At 46.6% G+C, this 14105-nt stretch carries 11 protein-coding genes and 1 pseudogene; 3 read left to right on the top strand and 9 right to left on the bottom strand.

Annotated features, from left to right (window positions below; genetic code table 11):
• Window positions 1–165 precede the first annotated feature (165 nt).
• Entirely contained in the window at window positions 166–723 is a 558-nt protein-coding gene (locus D368_RS07700) for a GbsR/MarR family transcriptional regulator (RefSeq protein WP_128574693.1), read from the top strand.
• A 20-nt stretch (window positions 724–743) separates the two neighbouring features.
• On the opposite strand, the gene D368_RS07705 is transcribed toward D368_RS07700, so the two are convergent.
• Window positions 744–1376 (bottom strand): NAAT family transporter, encoded by a 633-nt coding sequence (locus D368_RS07705; RefSeq protein WP_007409973.1) that lies wholly within the window; start codon window positions 1374–1376, stop codon window positions 744–746.
• 438 nt (window positions 1377–1814) lie between these two features.
• On the opposite strand from D368_RS07705, the gene D368_RS07710 reads away from it, so the two are divergent.
• Window positions 1815–2525, top strand: coding sequence for a zinc ribbon domain-containing protein (locus tag D368_RS07710; protein WP_128574694.1), 711 nt, complete (start codon window positions 1815–1817; stop codon window positions 2523–2525).
• 39 nt (window positions 2526–2564) lie between these two features.
• On the opposite strand, the gene D368_RS07715 is transcribed toward D368_RS07710, so the two are convergent.
• Window positions 2565–4355 (bottom strand): zinc ribbon domain-containing protein, encoded by a 1791-nt coding sequence (locus tag D368_RS07715; RefSeq protein ID WP_062623564.1) that lies wholly within the window; start codon window positions 4353–4355, stop codon window positions 2565–2567.
• 131 nt (window positions 4356–4486) lie between these two features.
• Between D368_RS07715 and D368_RS07720 the strand changes: the two genes are divergently transcribed.
• Window positions 4487–4948: a GNAT family N-acetyltransferase gene (locus D368_RS07720; RefSeq protein ID WP_128574695.1), complete on the top strand. Its 462-nt coding sequence runs from the start codon at window positions 4487–4489 to the stop codon at window positions 4946–4948.
• Between the two features lie 30 nt (window positions 4949–4978).
• Here the strand turns inward: D368_RS07720 and eno are convergent, their stop codons facing one another.
• The 7 genes and pseudogenes from eno to araE all read right to left on the bottom strand — a co-directional run bounded on the left by eno (window position 4979) and on the right by araE (window position 13853).
• Window positions 4979–6271 carry a phosphopyruvate hydratase gene (eno, locus tag D368_RS07725; protein WP_007409956.1) on the bottom strand — a complete coding sequence of 431 codons (1293 nt, stop codon included), beginning with the start codon at window positions 6269–6271 and terminating at the stop codon, window positions 4979–4981.
• 27 nt (window positions 6272–6298) lie between these two features.
• Window positions 6299–7834 carry a 2,3-bisphosphoglycerate-independent phosphoglycerate mutase gene (gpmI, locus tag D368_RS07730; RefSeq protein ID WP_003151620.1) on the bottom strand — a complete coding sequence of 512 codons (1536 nt, stop codon included), beginning with the start codon at window positions 7832–7834 and terminating at the stop codon, window positions 6299–6301.
• Window positions 7827–8588 carry a triose-phosphate isomerase gene (gene tpiA / locus D368_RS07735; RefSeq protein WP_003151618.1) on the bottom strand — a complete coding sequence of 254 codons (762 nt, stop codon included), beginning with the start codon at window positions 8586–8588 and terminating at the stop codon, window positions 7827–7829. The genes gpmI and tpiA overlap by 8 nt, the downstream gene beginning before the upstream one ends.
• A gap of 25 nt (window positions 8589–8613) precedes the next feature.
• Window positions 8614–9798 (bottom strand): phosphoglycerate kinase, encoded by a 1185-nt coding sequence (locus D368_RS07740; protein ID WP_003151616.1) that lies wholly within the window; start codon window positions 9796–9798, stop codon window positions 8614–8616.
• 321 nt (window positions 9799–10119) lie between these two features.
• Window positions 10120–11127 carry a type I glyceraldehyde-3-phosphate dehydrogenase gene (gene gap / locus D368_RS07750; protein WP_003151611.1) on the bottom strand — a complete coding sequence of 336 codons (1008 nt, stop codon included), beginning with the start codon at window positions 11125–11127 and terminating at the stop codon, window positions 10120–10122.
• Window positions 11128–11160: 33 nt separating this feature from the next.
• A pseudogene (gene cggR, locus D368_RS07755) lies at window positions 11161–12194 on the bottom strand (gapA transcriptional regulator CggR).
• A gap of 264 nt (window positions 12195–12458) precedes the next feature.
• A complete protein-coding gene (araE, locus tag D368_RS07760) occupies window positions 12459–13853 on the bottom strand; it encodes an arabinose-proton symporter AraE (RefSeq protein WP_003151605.1) in 1395 nt (464 codons plus the stop codon).
• Window positions 13854–14105: the final 252 nt, after the last annotated feature.

Consider the following 14105-nt stretch of genomic DNA (forward strand, 5'->3'; position numbering starts at 1 on the left):
AATTATATACAATATACGTATTTTTTCATGTTATCCCGCTGACAATGCGGATGTTCTTACAATCGCTCCCGATAGCTCGCATATCCTGCCGCATCATCTTTTTCATCAACTGTAAAAAATATGATATATTGTCAGCATGAAAAGCCAGTGAAGGGATGATCAGCCGTGGAAAAAAACGCTCTTGATATCATCGGGCATGCTGAAGAGCATCTCATTGAGAGAATCGCCGAGAATATGCATACATTCGGAATGCCGGCCACACTGGGACGTGTGCTCGGTATTATTTATATGAACCGCAAGCCGATGACGTTAAATGAGCTGTCAGAGGCGACCGGGATGAGCAAAACGAGGATGAGCCAGGTGGTCCGCGAAATGACCGATGCCAATCTGGCTGAAAAAGTGTTTGAAAAAGGCGTTCGGAAAGACCTTTACGACGTTGAGCGTGATTATTACCAGACGTTTATCTCCCTGTTTACGGCAAATTGGACAAAGGCGGTCAGCAAAAACAAAATGCTCTATAAAAAGCTGAACCGCGAGCTGACTGAGCTTCTGGAATCGGAAAATCTCAGTCCCGATATTGAAGAAAAAGCCCGTCAGCTTTTGGATGAACTGACGGATTGGCTCCATTATTATGACTGGCTGAGCCGTTTGATAGAATTTTTTGAGAGTGAAGAAGTGTTTCAGCATGTGCTGAAAATAGAAAAAAGCAGCACCCGAAGATAACCGGGCGCTGCTTTTTTAAGTCAGGAAACCAATATCGGGAACATTCCTTTCAGACCGGCGCCGATCATGCCGATCGCCACCACCGCCAAAATCAGCCCCATCAGTCGGGTAATGACGTTCATTTCGGTTTTCCCGAGCTTATTGCTGATGAAAGATGAATAGTGAAAGAAGATGAACGTCATCGCGATGACGGCCGCAATGCCGATAAGCACGCTGATGTAATGGAAGATGCCGCCATGGCCGGCCGACAGACTCATCACCGTCGCGATCGTACCGGGTCCGGCGATAATCGGAATCGACAAAGGCGTCACAGATATATCAGCTTTCTCCTTGCTCTCCCCTTTCTCTTCATGATGGAGAGACTGCACATGAGATTTCTTCGCGTTCAGAAGATTATAAGCGATGCCGAAAATAAAAATGCCGCCCGCGATACGTAAGGCATGAATGTTAATGTCAAACAGTTTAAAGATCAGATGGCCGAAGATTAAAAAAGCCGCCAAGATGATAAACGACAGCACGGAAGCCTTGCGCGCGATCGCTGTCCGTTCTTTCTCCGAGTACCCTTCCGTCAGTGAAAGAAAAATCGGCACGTTTCCGATGGGATTGGAGACTGCAAACAGTGAAATGAAGACATGAATGATGAATGAAAACATGCGTACCTCCTTATGACTTGCCGTTATTGAGTTATGTTTTGTTCTCCGCTGTTTCTTATGCATGGTTTTTTACCCCGGGGTCTGCTTTTTATAACCTCAGCCGGACGATCCGGAAACAGAAAAAAACCGTCCTTGTAAGGACGGTTTTTCTGTTTGCTATCTCCATAAGCCTTTTCCGAATTTCAACAGCCGATAAAGCATTTTCAATTTTTTTAGCATGCGTTAATTTCCTTTTTCACTCTGAATCAATGCGCCGAGAGACATGATATCTATCAGCTCCAATAAAATTCTACCATAAAGGGTACTTTTTCTCTATTATCAATTCATAGAGAAGGTGATTTGTATATCTTTAGAAAACTCCGTTACATCCGTCCTATTTTCTTTTATAATGTAAATATTGAACAAAATCCCTATATTACTTGTAAAAGGAGTTTTAGAATGTATTGTTCTCAATGCGGCCATCATACTGATGGCGGAAAGTTTTGTGAAAAGTGCGGGGCGCCCCAGCCCGGGCAGGGAGGCGCAGGCCAAACGCAGGGCCAGGCCGCTCAGGCCGGCGCCGCCGCTAAGCAGGCTTCAAAGCAATTTGCCTTATTCGTGCTTGATGTGTTAAAGCGACCGTACCAAACATGTAAAACGACAGGCGGCGAACAGCTTGTCAGCAGCATCATCAACATGGTGCTTTTCTGTCTGGTGACGCCGATTATGTTTTATATTCTCTTATCAGACGGCTTTCGTGACGTCAGTTTTACCGCGGTTGTGGTCAAACCGGCGCTTACCTTTGCATTATGCGTTTTTTGCCTGTATCTCTTGATTTTTATCGCTTTGAAGGCCGGCGGCGCGCAGGTGTCATTTAAAGATTCGCTGTCCAGATTCGGGGCATTTTTGATTCCGTTTACAGCTATTTTGCTTCTTGCACTTATTTTTATGCTGCTTCATACAACCGTTTGCTTCACCATTCTGGCTGTCGGTCTTTTAGGAGCGGCGTTTGCCGTGCCTCCGCTCATGCTGGCGAGCTATCAGCATCAGCTCCCGGCTAAAGCGGATATCATTTATTCTGTTATCGTCATCTATTTGATCATTTGCGTAACGTTTCAATTCACGATCAAGCATTATATGAAAGAACTCATGAATTATTTCTTCTTTTAAAAACGGAAATCCCCGCCGCCTGATTGGCGCGGGGTTTTTTTATTGAATGGATGTTAAATAGATTCTTCCGTCTTTGACAACGCCGCCATACGTCCAATTGTATGTTCTGAGCTTCGGACTGCCGCCGGCTTTCGTAATATAAAACTCCTCGTACGTATGAATCGTCAGATGAGAGCCTTTCTGTGAAAAGCTTTTGACATTCACTTCATTAAATACTTCGGTCGTCCCCTCGCTGTGCAGTTTTTTGACCAGTTTCTGCTGATCAGCATACAAAGGGCTTCCCTCTTCTAAATTGCCCGCCATGATGGCAAAATTGTTAAGGCTGACGGCGCTTGATTGATTTGTCAGGTAATCAGTCATAAACGATGTGACTTGCTCGTTTGTCACGCTGCCTGAAGCTGTATTTCCTTTGGAAGATGCCCATGCGGATGTATAGGTTTTCGGCTGGTCGTTTTTTATTTTTTTTACATTTGTCCCAGAAGAATCTGAGGCAGGGTCAGCTTTTTCGAAAACCCATTTTTTATGTTTTGTATCATATGAGAGTACATAATGAAAGCTCGGCTCAGCCTCTTCCATATCAGGCTTCGTATTCCCGTCGAAATAAGCAGACTCATGAAGCTCTTTACCCGTAACAGTTGCTTGCCAGCGGCCGTTCTCTTGAGAAATCGCAAATGAATCCAGATCAAAGCTTGTCTCTTTATACTGATCTTTCAAAAAGGTGCCGGAACTCTTCATGCCGGATACCACTTCTTTCGTCTGCTCTTTCCAAGCGTAACCAGCCTCGGTCATCTGATCGGTATTTCCGTCTGCCATCGCTTTTGTATACTGCTTCGTTGTTTTGACAATCGTGTCCATGATTGTTTGTTGTGTATCTTGATCCGGGATAAGCGTTAAGTCCACATCAGTACTGTTGATCGGAACATCGGCAGTTTTCATTTTTCCCCAAGGAAAATCAGCCTCCACGGCGGCTGTCATGGAACCGTCAGTTAAGAGCGGACCGTATGTAACGGATTTAAAAGGATCTTTATGGACGGACTTGCCGTTTATCAGCAGATCGCCTTTCGCGTTTTTGAAGCTGTCTGCCGGAGTAAACGTCACATCCTCGGCGTCTAACGGCAGGTCAAAATCAACATTCCGGCTGCCGGCCGCCTCTGCCTCTTGCTTTTTGACAACGTCAACCGTGTCATTTTTAAGCTTGGCTTCCGCCGTGTAGACACCGGGTGCATACGGGCCGAAGATTTGGGTTTCATCGGCTTTTTTGACCGTCCCTGTTTTCTCGCTGTTGATATAAAGATCGGCGCCTTTATAATTGCTGGTGACGCGGAAATAAACCGGATCGACTTTCAGTTCGTAATGGTCAAACAATAGAAGGGTTTTACCCTCTTTTTTGACGTATACCGCATCTTTTTCTGATGAATTGCCGCGAAGCGTTGCCAGCAGTTCATCGTGTTTCTTTGCGTATGCAAGGAGCGGTTTGACATTGGTCTCATTCAGCTTCAGTTTTTTGTCTGAAGGAGTGAGCAGGGCTGCGAGCTTTTTCGTGTCCCCGTCATGAACCGCCTGTTCGAATTGATCTGTGAGCCTTTTTTCAGATGTCAGCCAGGCTCCGGTTTTATATGCGGCAATCAATAAGATCAGCGCTGCGGCAATGCCGCCCCATATGAAGAGCGTTTTTTTAGGGATCGGCTTTCTCATTTGTGAAGCAGGTTCAGCCGCTCTTACAGCCGCCTGCCGTTCAAGCCGGCTTCCTTTCCCGATCGGTTTTCCGCATTCTTTACAGAAATGCGCCTCTTCGTTGTTCTGTCGGCCGCAATACTTACAAAAAAACATGACTTTCCTCCTATTCAATCTGCAAAACTTGTATAACTTTTCCTATGTTTCATATTTTATAATAAAGTAGAATGATTTTGGAGTTATTTTGAAAAATAGCTGTCGATCATAACGGAGGAGGAGAAACAGACATGCAAAAACTGAGCATCCGAAAAGCCGCGGAGCCGGATGAAGCGCTGTATGAACTATTGCTGCTGGCCGATCCGTCGAAAGAGATTGTCGATGATTATCTTGTAAGAGGAGAATGCTATACGGCTTGGACGTCAGACGAGCTTGCAGGGGTCTTCGTCCTTTTAAAAACAAGACCAAAAACGGTGGAAATCGTCAATATTGCGGTAAACGAATCAATGCAGAACAAAGGCATCGGCAGAAAGCTCATAGAAGAGGCCATGAATAAGGCAAAACAAATGGGAGCGGCGACTATTGAAATCGGAACGGGCAACTCCAGTATAGGCCAGCTTGCCCTTTATCAAAAATGCGGCTTCAGACTTCAAGCCATCGACCATGATTTTTTCATCAGGCATTATGAAGAGGAGATTTTCGAAAACGGGATACAGTGCCGCGACATGATAAGGCTTTATGCAGACATATAAAAAAACCTCCCCGTGGGGAGGTTTTTTCGATTACTTATTCAAGTTATAGAAAGAGTTGATACCGTGGTATTGAGCAGTTTCAGCCAACTGATCTTCGATGCGAAGAAGCTGGTTGTATTTCGCAACACGGTCCGTACGGGACGGAGCACCTGTTTTGATTTGTCCTGCATTAGTTGCCACAGCGATGTCAGCGATTGTGCTGTCTTCAGTTTCACCTGAACGGTGAGAGATAACGGCAGTGTAGCCCGCGCGTTTCGCCATTTCGATCGCATCGAATGTTTCAGTCAATGTACCGATTTGGTTTACTTTGATCAGGATAGAGTTGCCTACGCCGTTTTTGATACCTTCAGCAAGCTTTTTCGTGTTTGTAACGAAAAGGTCGTCACCGACAAGCTGAACTTTTTTGCCAAGACGCTCTGTAAGAAGTTTGTGGCCTTCCCAGTCGTTCTCGTCAAGTCCGTCTTCGATAGAGATGATTGGGTATTTAGAAACCATTTCTTCGTACCAGTCAACCATTTCAGCAGATGTTTTCACAACGCCTTCGCCAGACAGATGGTATTTGCCGTCTTCTTTGTTGTAGAACTCAGAAGATGCAGCATCCATAGCAAGCTTCACTTCTTCGCCAGGTTTGAAGCCGGCTTTTTCGATTGCTTCAACGATTGTTTGAAGCGCTTCTTCGTTAGAACCAAGGTTCGGAGCGAATCCGCCTTCGTCACCTACAGCTGTGTTCATTCCTTTAGCAGAAAGAACTGATTTCAGGCTGTGGAAGATTTGAGCGCCCATGCGAAGCGCTTCACGGAAGTTAGGCGCGCCTACAGGCATAATCATGAATTCTTGAATGTCTACGTTGTTGTCAGCATGCTCTCCGCCGTTTACGATGTTCATCATCGGTACAGGAAGCGTTTTTGAGTTGAATCCTCCAAGGTATTGGTAAAGAGGAATCTGTAAGAAATCAGCAGCTGCGCGCGCACAAGCCATAGATACGCCAAGGATTGCGTTCGCACCGAGTTTGCCTTTGTTTTCAGTTCCGTCAAGCTCGATTAAAAGCTGATCGATTGCGTTTTGTTCAGTTACGTCAAAGCCGAGAAGCTCTGGAGAAATGATTTCGTTTACGTTGTTAACAGCAGTTAACACGCCTTTTCCAAGGTAACGGTCTTTGTCGCCGTCACGAAGCTCAACCGCTTCGTATTCACCTGTAGAAGCTCCGCTTGGCACTAATGCGCGGCCGAAAGCTCCTGTTTCTGTATATACTTCAACTTCAACTGTCGGGTTGCCGCGGGAGTCAAGGACTTCGCGTGCATAAACATCAACAATGTATGGCATGAGTTTGTCTCTCCTTTTGATTTACGCTTATTTTTGAATTAAAGATGTTCCGGTCATTTCTTTCGGTTTTTCAACACCGAGAAGGTCTAATAACGTTGGTGCGAGGTCGCCTAGGATTCCGCCTTCGCGCAGCGTCACGCCTTCTTTCGTCACAATGACAGGGACTGGGTTTGTCGTATGGGCAGTGTGCGGTTCGCCTGTTTCTGTAATCAGAATGTCCGCATTACCGTGATCAGCGGTAATGATGGCATGTCCGCCTTTAGCGATAATGGCGTCAACCACTTCGCCTAAGCATTCGTCCACTGCTTCAATTGCTTTAATCGTCGGTTCGACCATTCCGGAGTGGCCGACCATGTCAGGGTTTGCAAAGTTCAGGATGATCGCGTCGTGCTTGTCAGCCGCGATTTCTTTTACAAGAGCATCCTTCACTTCATACGCGCTCATTTCAGGCTTCAGGTCATATGTCGCGACCTTCGGCGAGTTAATGAGGATGCGCTCTTCGCCCGGGAATTCTTCTTCGCGGCCGCCGCTCATAAAGAACGTAACGTGCGGATACTTTTCAGTTTCTGCAATGCGAAGCTGTTTTAACCCGTGCTGTGCTAATACTTCACCGACCGTATTGTCAAGGTTTACCGGTTTAAAAGCCACATATCCGTCAACAGATTCACTGAAGTGAGTCAGGCAGACGAAATACAGGTTTTTCGGATGATTTTCACCGCGGTCGAAATCGCGGAAATCTTTGTTGGTAAACGTGTTTGAAATCTGGATGGCGCGGTCTGGTCTGAAATTATAGAAAATCACAGAATCGCCGTCATGAATTTTCGCAACGGGTTCACCGTTTTCTTTTGTGATGACGGACGGAATGACGAATTCATCATGAATGCCGTTCGCATAAGAATCGTCGACTACATCCATCGCGCTGCGGTAAGACGGGCCTTCGCCGTAAGCCATTGCGCGGTACGCTTTTTCCACACGGTCCCAGCGTTTGTCGCGGTCCATGGAGTAGTAGCGTCCGGAAATGCTGGCGATTTCGCCGACACCGATTTCTTCGATCTGCTCATTCAGCTGCTGAATGTAAGTTTTCGCCGTTTGCGGACCTACATCGCGGCCGTCGAGGAAACCGTGAATATACACCTTCGTCAGTCCTTCACTTTTCGCAAGTTTCAGCAGCGCGAATAAATGATTGATGTGACTGTGTACGCCTCCGTCAGAAAGAAGGCCGAACAGGTGCAGCGCTTTGTCGTTGTCTTTCGCGTTTTTGATGGCGTCAAGGAACGTTTGATTGCGTTCGAATTCGCCTTCGCGGATGGCAACGTTCACGCGTGTTAAGCTTTGGTACACAATACGTCCTGCGCCGATATTCAAATGACCGACTTCAGAGTTCCCCATCTGTCCTTCAGGCAGTCCGACTGCTTCGCCTGATGCCGTCAGCGTCTGATGAGGGTATTGGTTCCAATAACGGTCGAAATTCGGTTTTTTCGCTTGTGCGACTGCGTTTCCGACTGTTTCATTGCGTAATCCGAACCCATCAAGAATGATGAGTGCAGCTGGTTTTTTACTCATATTGACCTTCCTCCAATAATTGAACGAATGACTGCGGTTCAAGGCTTGCGCCGCCGACCAAAGCACCGTCAATATCGGACTCTGCCATATATTCTTTAATATTTGCAGGTTTTACGCTGCCTCCGTATTGAATGCGGAGCTTGTCAGCAGTTTCCTGGCTGAAGCTTTCAGCAACGACTTTACGGATATGCGCGCAGACGTCATTTGCATCTTTTGCTGTAGAAGACTTGCCTGTTCCGATTGCCCAGATTGGCTCGTACGCAATAACGGAAGCGGCAACTTGCTCTTCAGAAAGACCCGCAAGACCTTTTTTCACTTGATCGGCAACAAGATCATTTGTTTTTCCGGCTTCGCGCTCTTCAAGCGTTTCACCTACGCAAATGATCGGCACAATGCCGTGTTTGAAAGCGGCATGCGCTTTTTTGTTAACTGTTTCATCAGTTTCAGCGAACATTTCACGGCGCTCAGAGTGTCCGATGACGCAGTAATCCACGCCAAGGTCTTTCAGAGCGACCGGGCTGATTTCACCTGTGAACGCACCGTTTTCTTCAAAATGCATGTTTTGGGCGCCGACTTTCAGGTCAGTTCCTTTAACAGCAGAAGTCAGCTTTTCTAAGAAAAGAGCTGGTGCGCAAACAACGGCTTCCGCTTTGTCTGCTGCTGGAATGGAAGATTTCACTTCTTCAACGAAGCTGACAGCCTCGCCGAGTGTTTTGTTCATTTTCCAGTTACCGGCTATAATTGGTTTTCTCATCTGTTCCACTTCCTTATAGCAGTTTTTATTTATCGTTCAGCGCAGCTACACCCGGAAGCTCTTTGCCTTCCATGAATTCAAGGGATGCGCCGCCGCCTGTTGAGATATGGCTCATTTTGTCAGCAAGGCCGAATTTTTCAACGGCTGCCGCAGAGTCTCCTCCGCCGATGACAGAGTATGTATCGTTTGCCTCTGCCAATGCTTCAGCCACTGCTTTTGTGCCTTGAGCGAACAAGTCGATTTCGAATACGCCCATCGGTCCGTTCCATACGACAAGTTTGCTGTTTTTGATAACTTCAGCGTACGTTTCGCGGGTTTTCGTTCCGATGTCGATCGCTTCTAAATCACTTGGGATCTCAGAGATCGGCACGATTTGAACGTTTGCATCGTTAGAGAAATCATCAGCAACGAGAACGTCTTCCGGCATATAGAATTTAACGCCTTTTTCTTTCGCGCGGTCCATGAATGATTTTGCAAGTTCGATTTTATCTTCTTCAAGAAGAGATTTACCGACTTCATAGCCAAGCGCTTTTACGAATGTGTAAGCAAGACCTCCGCCGATGATCAGGTTGTCCACTTTATCAAGCAGACTTTCGATTACGCCGATTTTGTCTTTTACTTTCGCGCCGCCGATGATTGCCGTAAACGGGCGCTCAGGATTTGTCACGGCTTTGCCGAGAACGTCAAGCTCTTTTTCCATCAGGAATCCTGCAACCGCCGGCAGATGCTCGGCAATTCCGGCTGTAGATGCGTGAGCACGGTGGGCAGCACCGAATGCGTCATTGACATATACATCCGCAAGCTCAGCAAATGCTTTAGCAAGCTCAGGATCGTTTTTCTCTTCACCAGGGTAGAAACGTACGTTTTCCAATACAAGAACGTCTCCGTCCTTCATATCAGAAATTTGTGCTTTTACAGCATCGCCGTAAGCTTCATCCGCTTTTTTCACTTCTTTTCCGAGCAGTTCGCCTAAGCGTGCAGCGACAGGAGTTAAACGAAGCTCCTCAACCACTTCGCCTTTCGGGCGGCCTAAGTGGCTCGCAAGAAGGACTTTCGCGCCTTGGTCTGCAAGGTGTTTGATTGTTGGAAGCGCAGCTCGGATACGAGTATCGTCTGTTACTTCCCCGTCTTTCATTGGAACGTTAAAGTCAACGCGGCAGAATACGACTTTGCCTTTTACGTCGATGTCTTTTACTGTTTTTTTATTCATGCCTTAGGAGATCCTCCTTCAAAATGGTTTGCATAGCACGAAAAACGTGAAACGTGAAACCGCCTCATGATGCTTCCGCCGCGGGGCAGATTGCAGCTTCCGGGCACGGGGCAGATCGTCTTCTGAGCCAGGGCAGGCGGCTCAGAAAACGAAAGTGCCGCGGAAACTTCAAAACGCGGACGTTCTGCAGCAATCCGGCGCTTTCTGAAAGCCGGTTCTCATGGAAAAAGGGAAAGGGAGTCCGTCCCCTTCCCTTGTCCGCTTTCATTATAGCGTTTCTGTCCGAAAGAACCAAGTCCGGCCCTTTCCGGGAGCTATGAATTAAAGACCTTGTTTTGCGATGTAAGCTGCAAGGTCAACAACGCGGTTAGAGTAGCCGCTTTCGTTATCGTACCAAGAGATTACTTTTACCATGCTGCCTTCCATAACCATTGTAGAAAGAGCATCGATTGTAGAAGAGTTAGCATTGCCGTTGTAGTCTCCGGATACTAATGGCTCTTCGCTGTATCCAAGGATTCCTTTAAGATCGCCTTCAGCCGCTTCTTTAAGAGCTGCGTTTACGTCTTCAGCCGTTACGTCTTTGTTAAGTTCAGCAACTAGGTCAACAAGAGAAACGTTTGGAGTCGGCACACGCATAGCTCCGCCGTTCAGTTTGCCTTTCAGTTCAGGAAGAACAAGGGAAACTGCTTTAGCAGCACCAGTTGATGTAGGAATGATGTTTTCAGCTGCTGCACGCGCACGACGGTAGTCTTTGTGCGGAAGATCAAGAATTTGCTGATCGTTTGTGTAAGAGTGAACAGTTGTCATCATACCGCGTTTGATGCCGAATTTGTCGTTAAGTACTTTTGCAAACGGCGCAAGGCAGTTTGTTGTGCAAGATGCGTTAGAGATAACATGGTGGTTAGCCGCATCGTATTTGTCTTCGTTAACACCCATAACGATTGTGATATCTTCTTCGTTAGCAGGTGCAGAGATGATAACTTTTTTCGCGCCTGCTTCTAAGTGTTTCGCAGCGTCTGCGCGTTTTGTGAAGAAACCAGTAGATTCAACTACGATTTCAACGCCTTGTTTGCCCCAGCTGAGTTTCGCAGGATCGCGCTCAGCAGAAACTTCGATTGTTTTGCCGTTAACAACAAGGTTGCTGCCGTCAACTTTAACTTCTGCATCTAATTTTCCGTGTACGGAATCATATTGTAAAAGATGAGCAAGCATGTTAGCGTCTGTTAAATCGTTAACTGCTACTACCTCAACTTCAGGATTGTTTAATGCTGCGCGGAATACGTTACGTCCAATACGACCAAAACCGTTAATACCGACTTTTACTGCCATGATTATTTCCTCCTTTAAATAAGTGAGAGATATTTATATTGAGGGACTGTTATCCCTTAATAACTTCTTTGCGGCTCCTTCGTCCGTGACGAGAACCGTGTTTCGCTGCTTTTTAAAATAAGCTTCGATTGCTTCCGCTTTTGATGATCCGCCCGCTACCGCAATAATGTCGGGAATGGCATCGAGGTCATCGAGCTGCATTCCGACTGAATGCACCTTGTGAACGACTTCTCCGTCCGCATTAAAGTAGTAGCCGAATGCCTCTGTCACCGCATGATTGTCATCTATTTTCTTCAAATCTTCCAAAGGCGTGTTTCTTCGCTCCGCCATTGTTCTAGCTTCGCCGATTCCGTGAACGAGCATACTCGCTGATTTAATCGTGTGAAGCACCTCTTTTACGGAAGGTTCTTCAATAATAGATGAGTAGGCGCCTTGTGACAGCTGTCCGGGAACGAACAAAAGCCGGTAAGTGCCTGAAGCCTTTTCCGCCATATGCGCGCATATGGTGTTCGCCTGGTTTTTCACGTCTTCGCCTAAACCGCCTCTTGCGGGCACAAACAGGAGCTCGCGGTTTTTTGAATCCGGCGTCATCATATCGGCGACGGCTTCAATTGTCGTACCGCCGGTTACAGCGACGATATTTTTGCCTGAAAATCTCTTTTTCATACATGCAACGGCCGCTCTCCCTAATTCTTTTTTGACCCAAGGAGATTGGTCGCTGTCTCCGGAAACAATAATGGCGTCTTTCAGATTAAGCCGCTCTTTTAATGTCTTTTCCAAAAGCGTCAATCCTAAAACATCCTTCATCGTATCTTCCAGAATCGAAAGCAGTGAATAGCCCTCTTCCGTCATTGTCATGCCGTTTGTTTTAATATCGATGAGATTCTGTTCTTTCAAGAACTGAACCTCGCTTCTGAGAACGCGCTCGGTCAATCCGAGACTGGCTGCAAGACTTCTGCGGCCGATCGGTTCTGTAAGCCTGATATACTGCAAGATTTCAAATCTTTTCTGCATCACAAGCAAAAGATCAGGCAATAATTTTTTTGAGCTTGTATTAACTGGTTCATGACTCAAACGTTCCTTCCTATTCATACTGGACAGAAAATGTCCCGCTATGACAAAAAACGTCCCATCATAGCCAAAAAAAATTATGTCTGCTTTCTTTAATTATTTTAACAGGATGACATTGTTAATTCAACTGTTAAAGGTCAATTCCTCGACATTCTTCGCAGGATTTACCAGTATCTCCTTGATACAGTCATTATATACAGAAACGGAATGAAGGTGACAGACAAAAGCCCGCCGGAGCGGACTTTTGTCGTAAAACGCTTTCATTTTATCCAGAGTTTTTCTATTTCTTCTAATGATTTATTTTTCGTCTCAGGGCAGATCGTCACGACAAACAAGAAACAGAGAATATTAATGACGGCGAATATCCAGAAGGTGTACGCGAGCCCCAACCCGCTGATCATCATCGGCACGAACTGGCCGATCGCCCAGTTGGCCCCCCATAAGAATATCGTCGCAATACCGGCGGCGCGTGCGCGGAGGTGGTTCGGAAAGATTTCCGAAATCATGATCCACGTAATCGGCCCGACTGATACGCAGAAAGCGGCGACGAATCCCAATATGATGACGACTAAAGCCGGACCGCTCGCCAGCTGAAAATAAAAGGATGCCCCGATTAAGATCATGAACAGCGCCATAAAGGCAGATCCGACCCCCATCAGCTTTTTCCGGCCTACCTTATCGACTAAAAGAACCGCGATAATGGTGAAAATCACTTCAACGACACCGACGATGCATGTCGTGATAAACCCCGCATTCTGTCCGAAGCCCATCATTTTGAAAATTTCCGGCCCGTAATACGTAATTGCGTTCATGCCGATGACCTGATTGAATAAAGCCAGCAGAATCCCGATCACAAGCGCTTTTCTCAGCCCCGGTTTAAACAGCTGAGACAATGAACCCATTTTTTCTAATTGTAAAGACGTTTCGATTTGTTTGATTTCTTCTTTCGCGGTCTGCTCGCCGTTAATGCGCGTCAGCACGGCGAGGGCTTCATTCCGGCGCCCCGCTTTCGCAAGCCAGCGCGGACTTTCCGGCACGATAAGCAGCACGATAAAAAAGATGACGGACGGAATCATGCCGTAAGCGAGCATCCACCGCCAGCCGGTGTGCACCCCCCATTCATACGAGCCGGACTGCTGGACGGCGAGGTTAATAAAATAAGTGCCGGAGATCCCTAATATCGTAAACAGCTGATACAGTGAAGACAGACTGCCGCGTATGGCCGGCGGAGCCGCTTCGGTAATATACGTGACAGAAAGCGAGGAGCCCATGCCGATTCCGAGACCGCCGATGACTCTGGCGATCACTAAGGAAGACACACTTTGAGAAAGCGCAGAGACAACCGCTGACACCGCAAACAACAGCGCCGCTGCCATCAAAATCTTTCTCCGTCCGAACCGGTCACTTAAAAATCCGGAAATTCCGACGCCGAAAACACCGCCGATCATAATGCTTGAAATCACGAGCCCTTCCATAAAAGGACTTAAGCGGTATAAATCTTTCAGGAAACCGATGGCGCCGGAAATCACCGCCGTGTCATAACCGTACAAAAGCCCTCCCAGTCCGGCCGCGCATGAGATGAGAATGACAAACCACTTCGAATGCTGCCGAGTGACAGGTACATTTGAGCCAATTGGTGCCGGGTGATTCTTCATGAATTTTACCCTCCCGCGAATAATAGAATAAAAACGCTTACAAAACAGAGTGCGGCGCTTGACGTTGCTTTGTTTTCTTCAGAACCGCCACATTTGTACGTACTTATAAAGAATTTTATCTAAAAATAAGGAAAATTAGTACGTACAAATAAAGAATAAGCAGTTTTTCATAATCTGTCAATTATTTTTACAGCTTGATGAAAGGGCTTACTATGTTATACTGGAATTTGTCCGTATACATTTTGGAGGAAT

It is taken from the genome of Paenibacillus lentimorbus NRRL B-30488, assembly GCF_000411595.1.
Classification (GTDB): Bacteria; Bacillota; Bacilli; order Bacillales; family Bacillaceae; genus Bacillus; species Bacillus velezensis.

Excerpts from the sequence above, each read along its gene's own strand:
- tpiA (WP_003151618.1), bottom strand. The coding sequence starts at position 8,588 with ATGAGAAAACCAATTATAGCCGGTAACTGGAAAATGAACAAAACACTC.
- gpmI (WP_003151620.1), bottom strand. The coding sequence starts at position 7,834 with ATGAGTAAAAAACCAGCTGCACTCATCATTCTTGATGGGTTCGGATTA.
- D368_RS07740 (WP_003151616.1), bottom strand. The coding sequence starts at position 9,798 with ATGAATAAAAAAACAGTAAAAGACATCGACGTAAAAGGCAAAGTCGTA.
- eno (WP_007409956.1), bottom strand. The coding sequence starts at position 6,271 with ATGCCATACATTGTTGATGTTTATGCACGCGAAGTCCTTGACTCCCGC.
- D368_RS07705 (WP_007409973.1), bottom strand. The coding sequence starts at position 1,376 with ATGTTTTCATTCATCATTCATGTCTTCATTTCACTGTTTGCAGTCTCC.
- D368_RS07710 (WP_128574694.1), top strand. The coding sequence starts at position 1,815 with ATGTATTGTTCTCAATGCGGCCATCATACTGATGGCGGAAAGTTTTGT.
- D368_RS07715 (WP_062623564.1), bottom strand. The coding sequence starts at position 4,355 with ATGTTTTTTTGTAAGTATTGCGGCCGACAGAACAACGAAGAGGCGCAT.
- gap (WP_003151611.1), bottom strand. The coding sequence starts at position 11,127 with ATGGCAGTAAAAGTCGGTATTAACGGTTTTGGTCGTATTGGACGTAAC.
- D368_RS07720 (WP_128574695.1), top strand. The coding sequence starts at position 4,487 with ATGCAAAAACTGAGCATCCGAAAAGCCGCGGAGCCGGATGAAGCGCTG.
- araE (WP_003151605.1), bottom strand. The coding sequence starts at position 13,853 with ATGAAGAATCACCCGGCACCAATTGGCTCAAATGTACCTGTCACTCGG.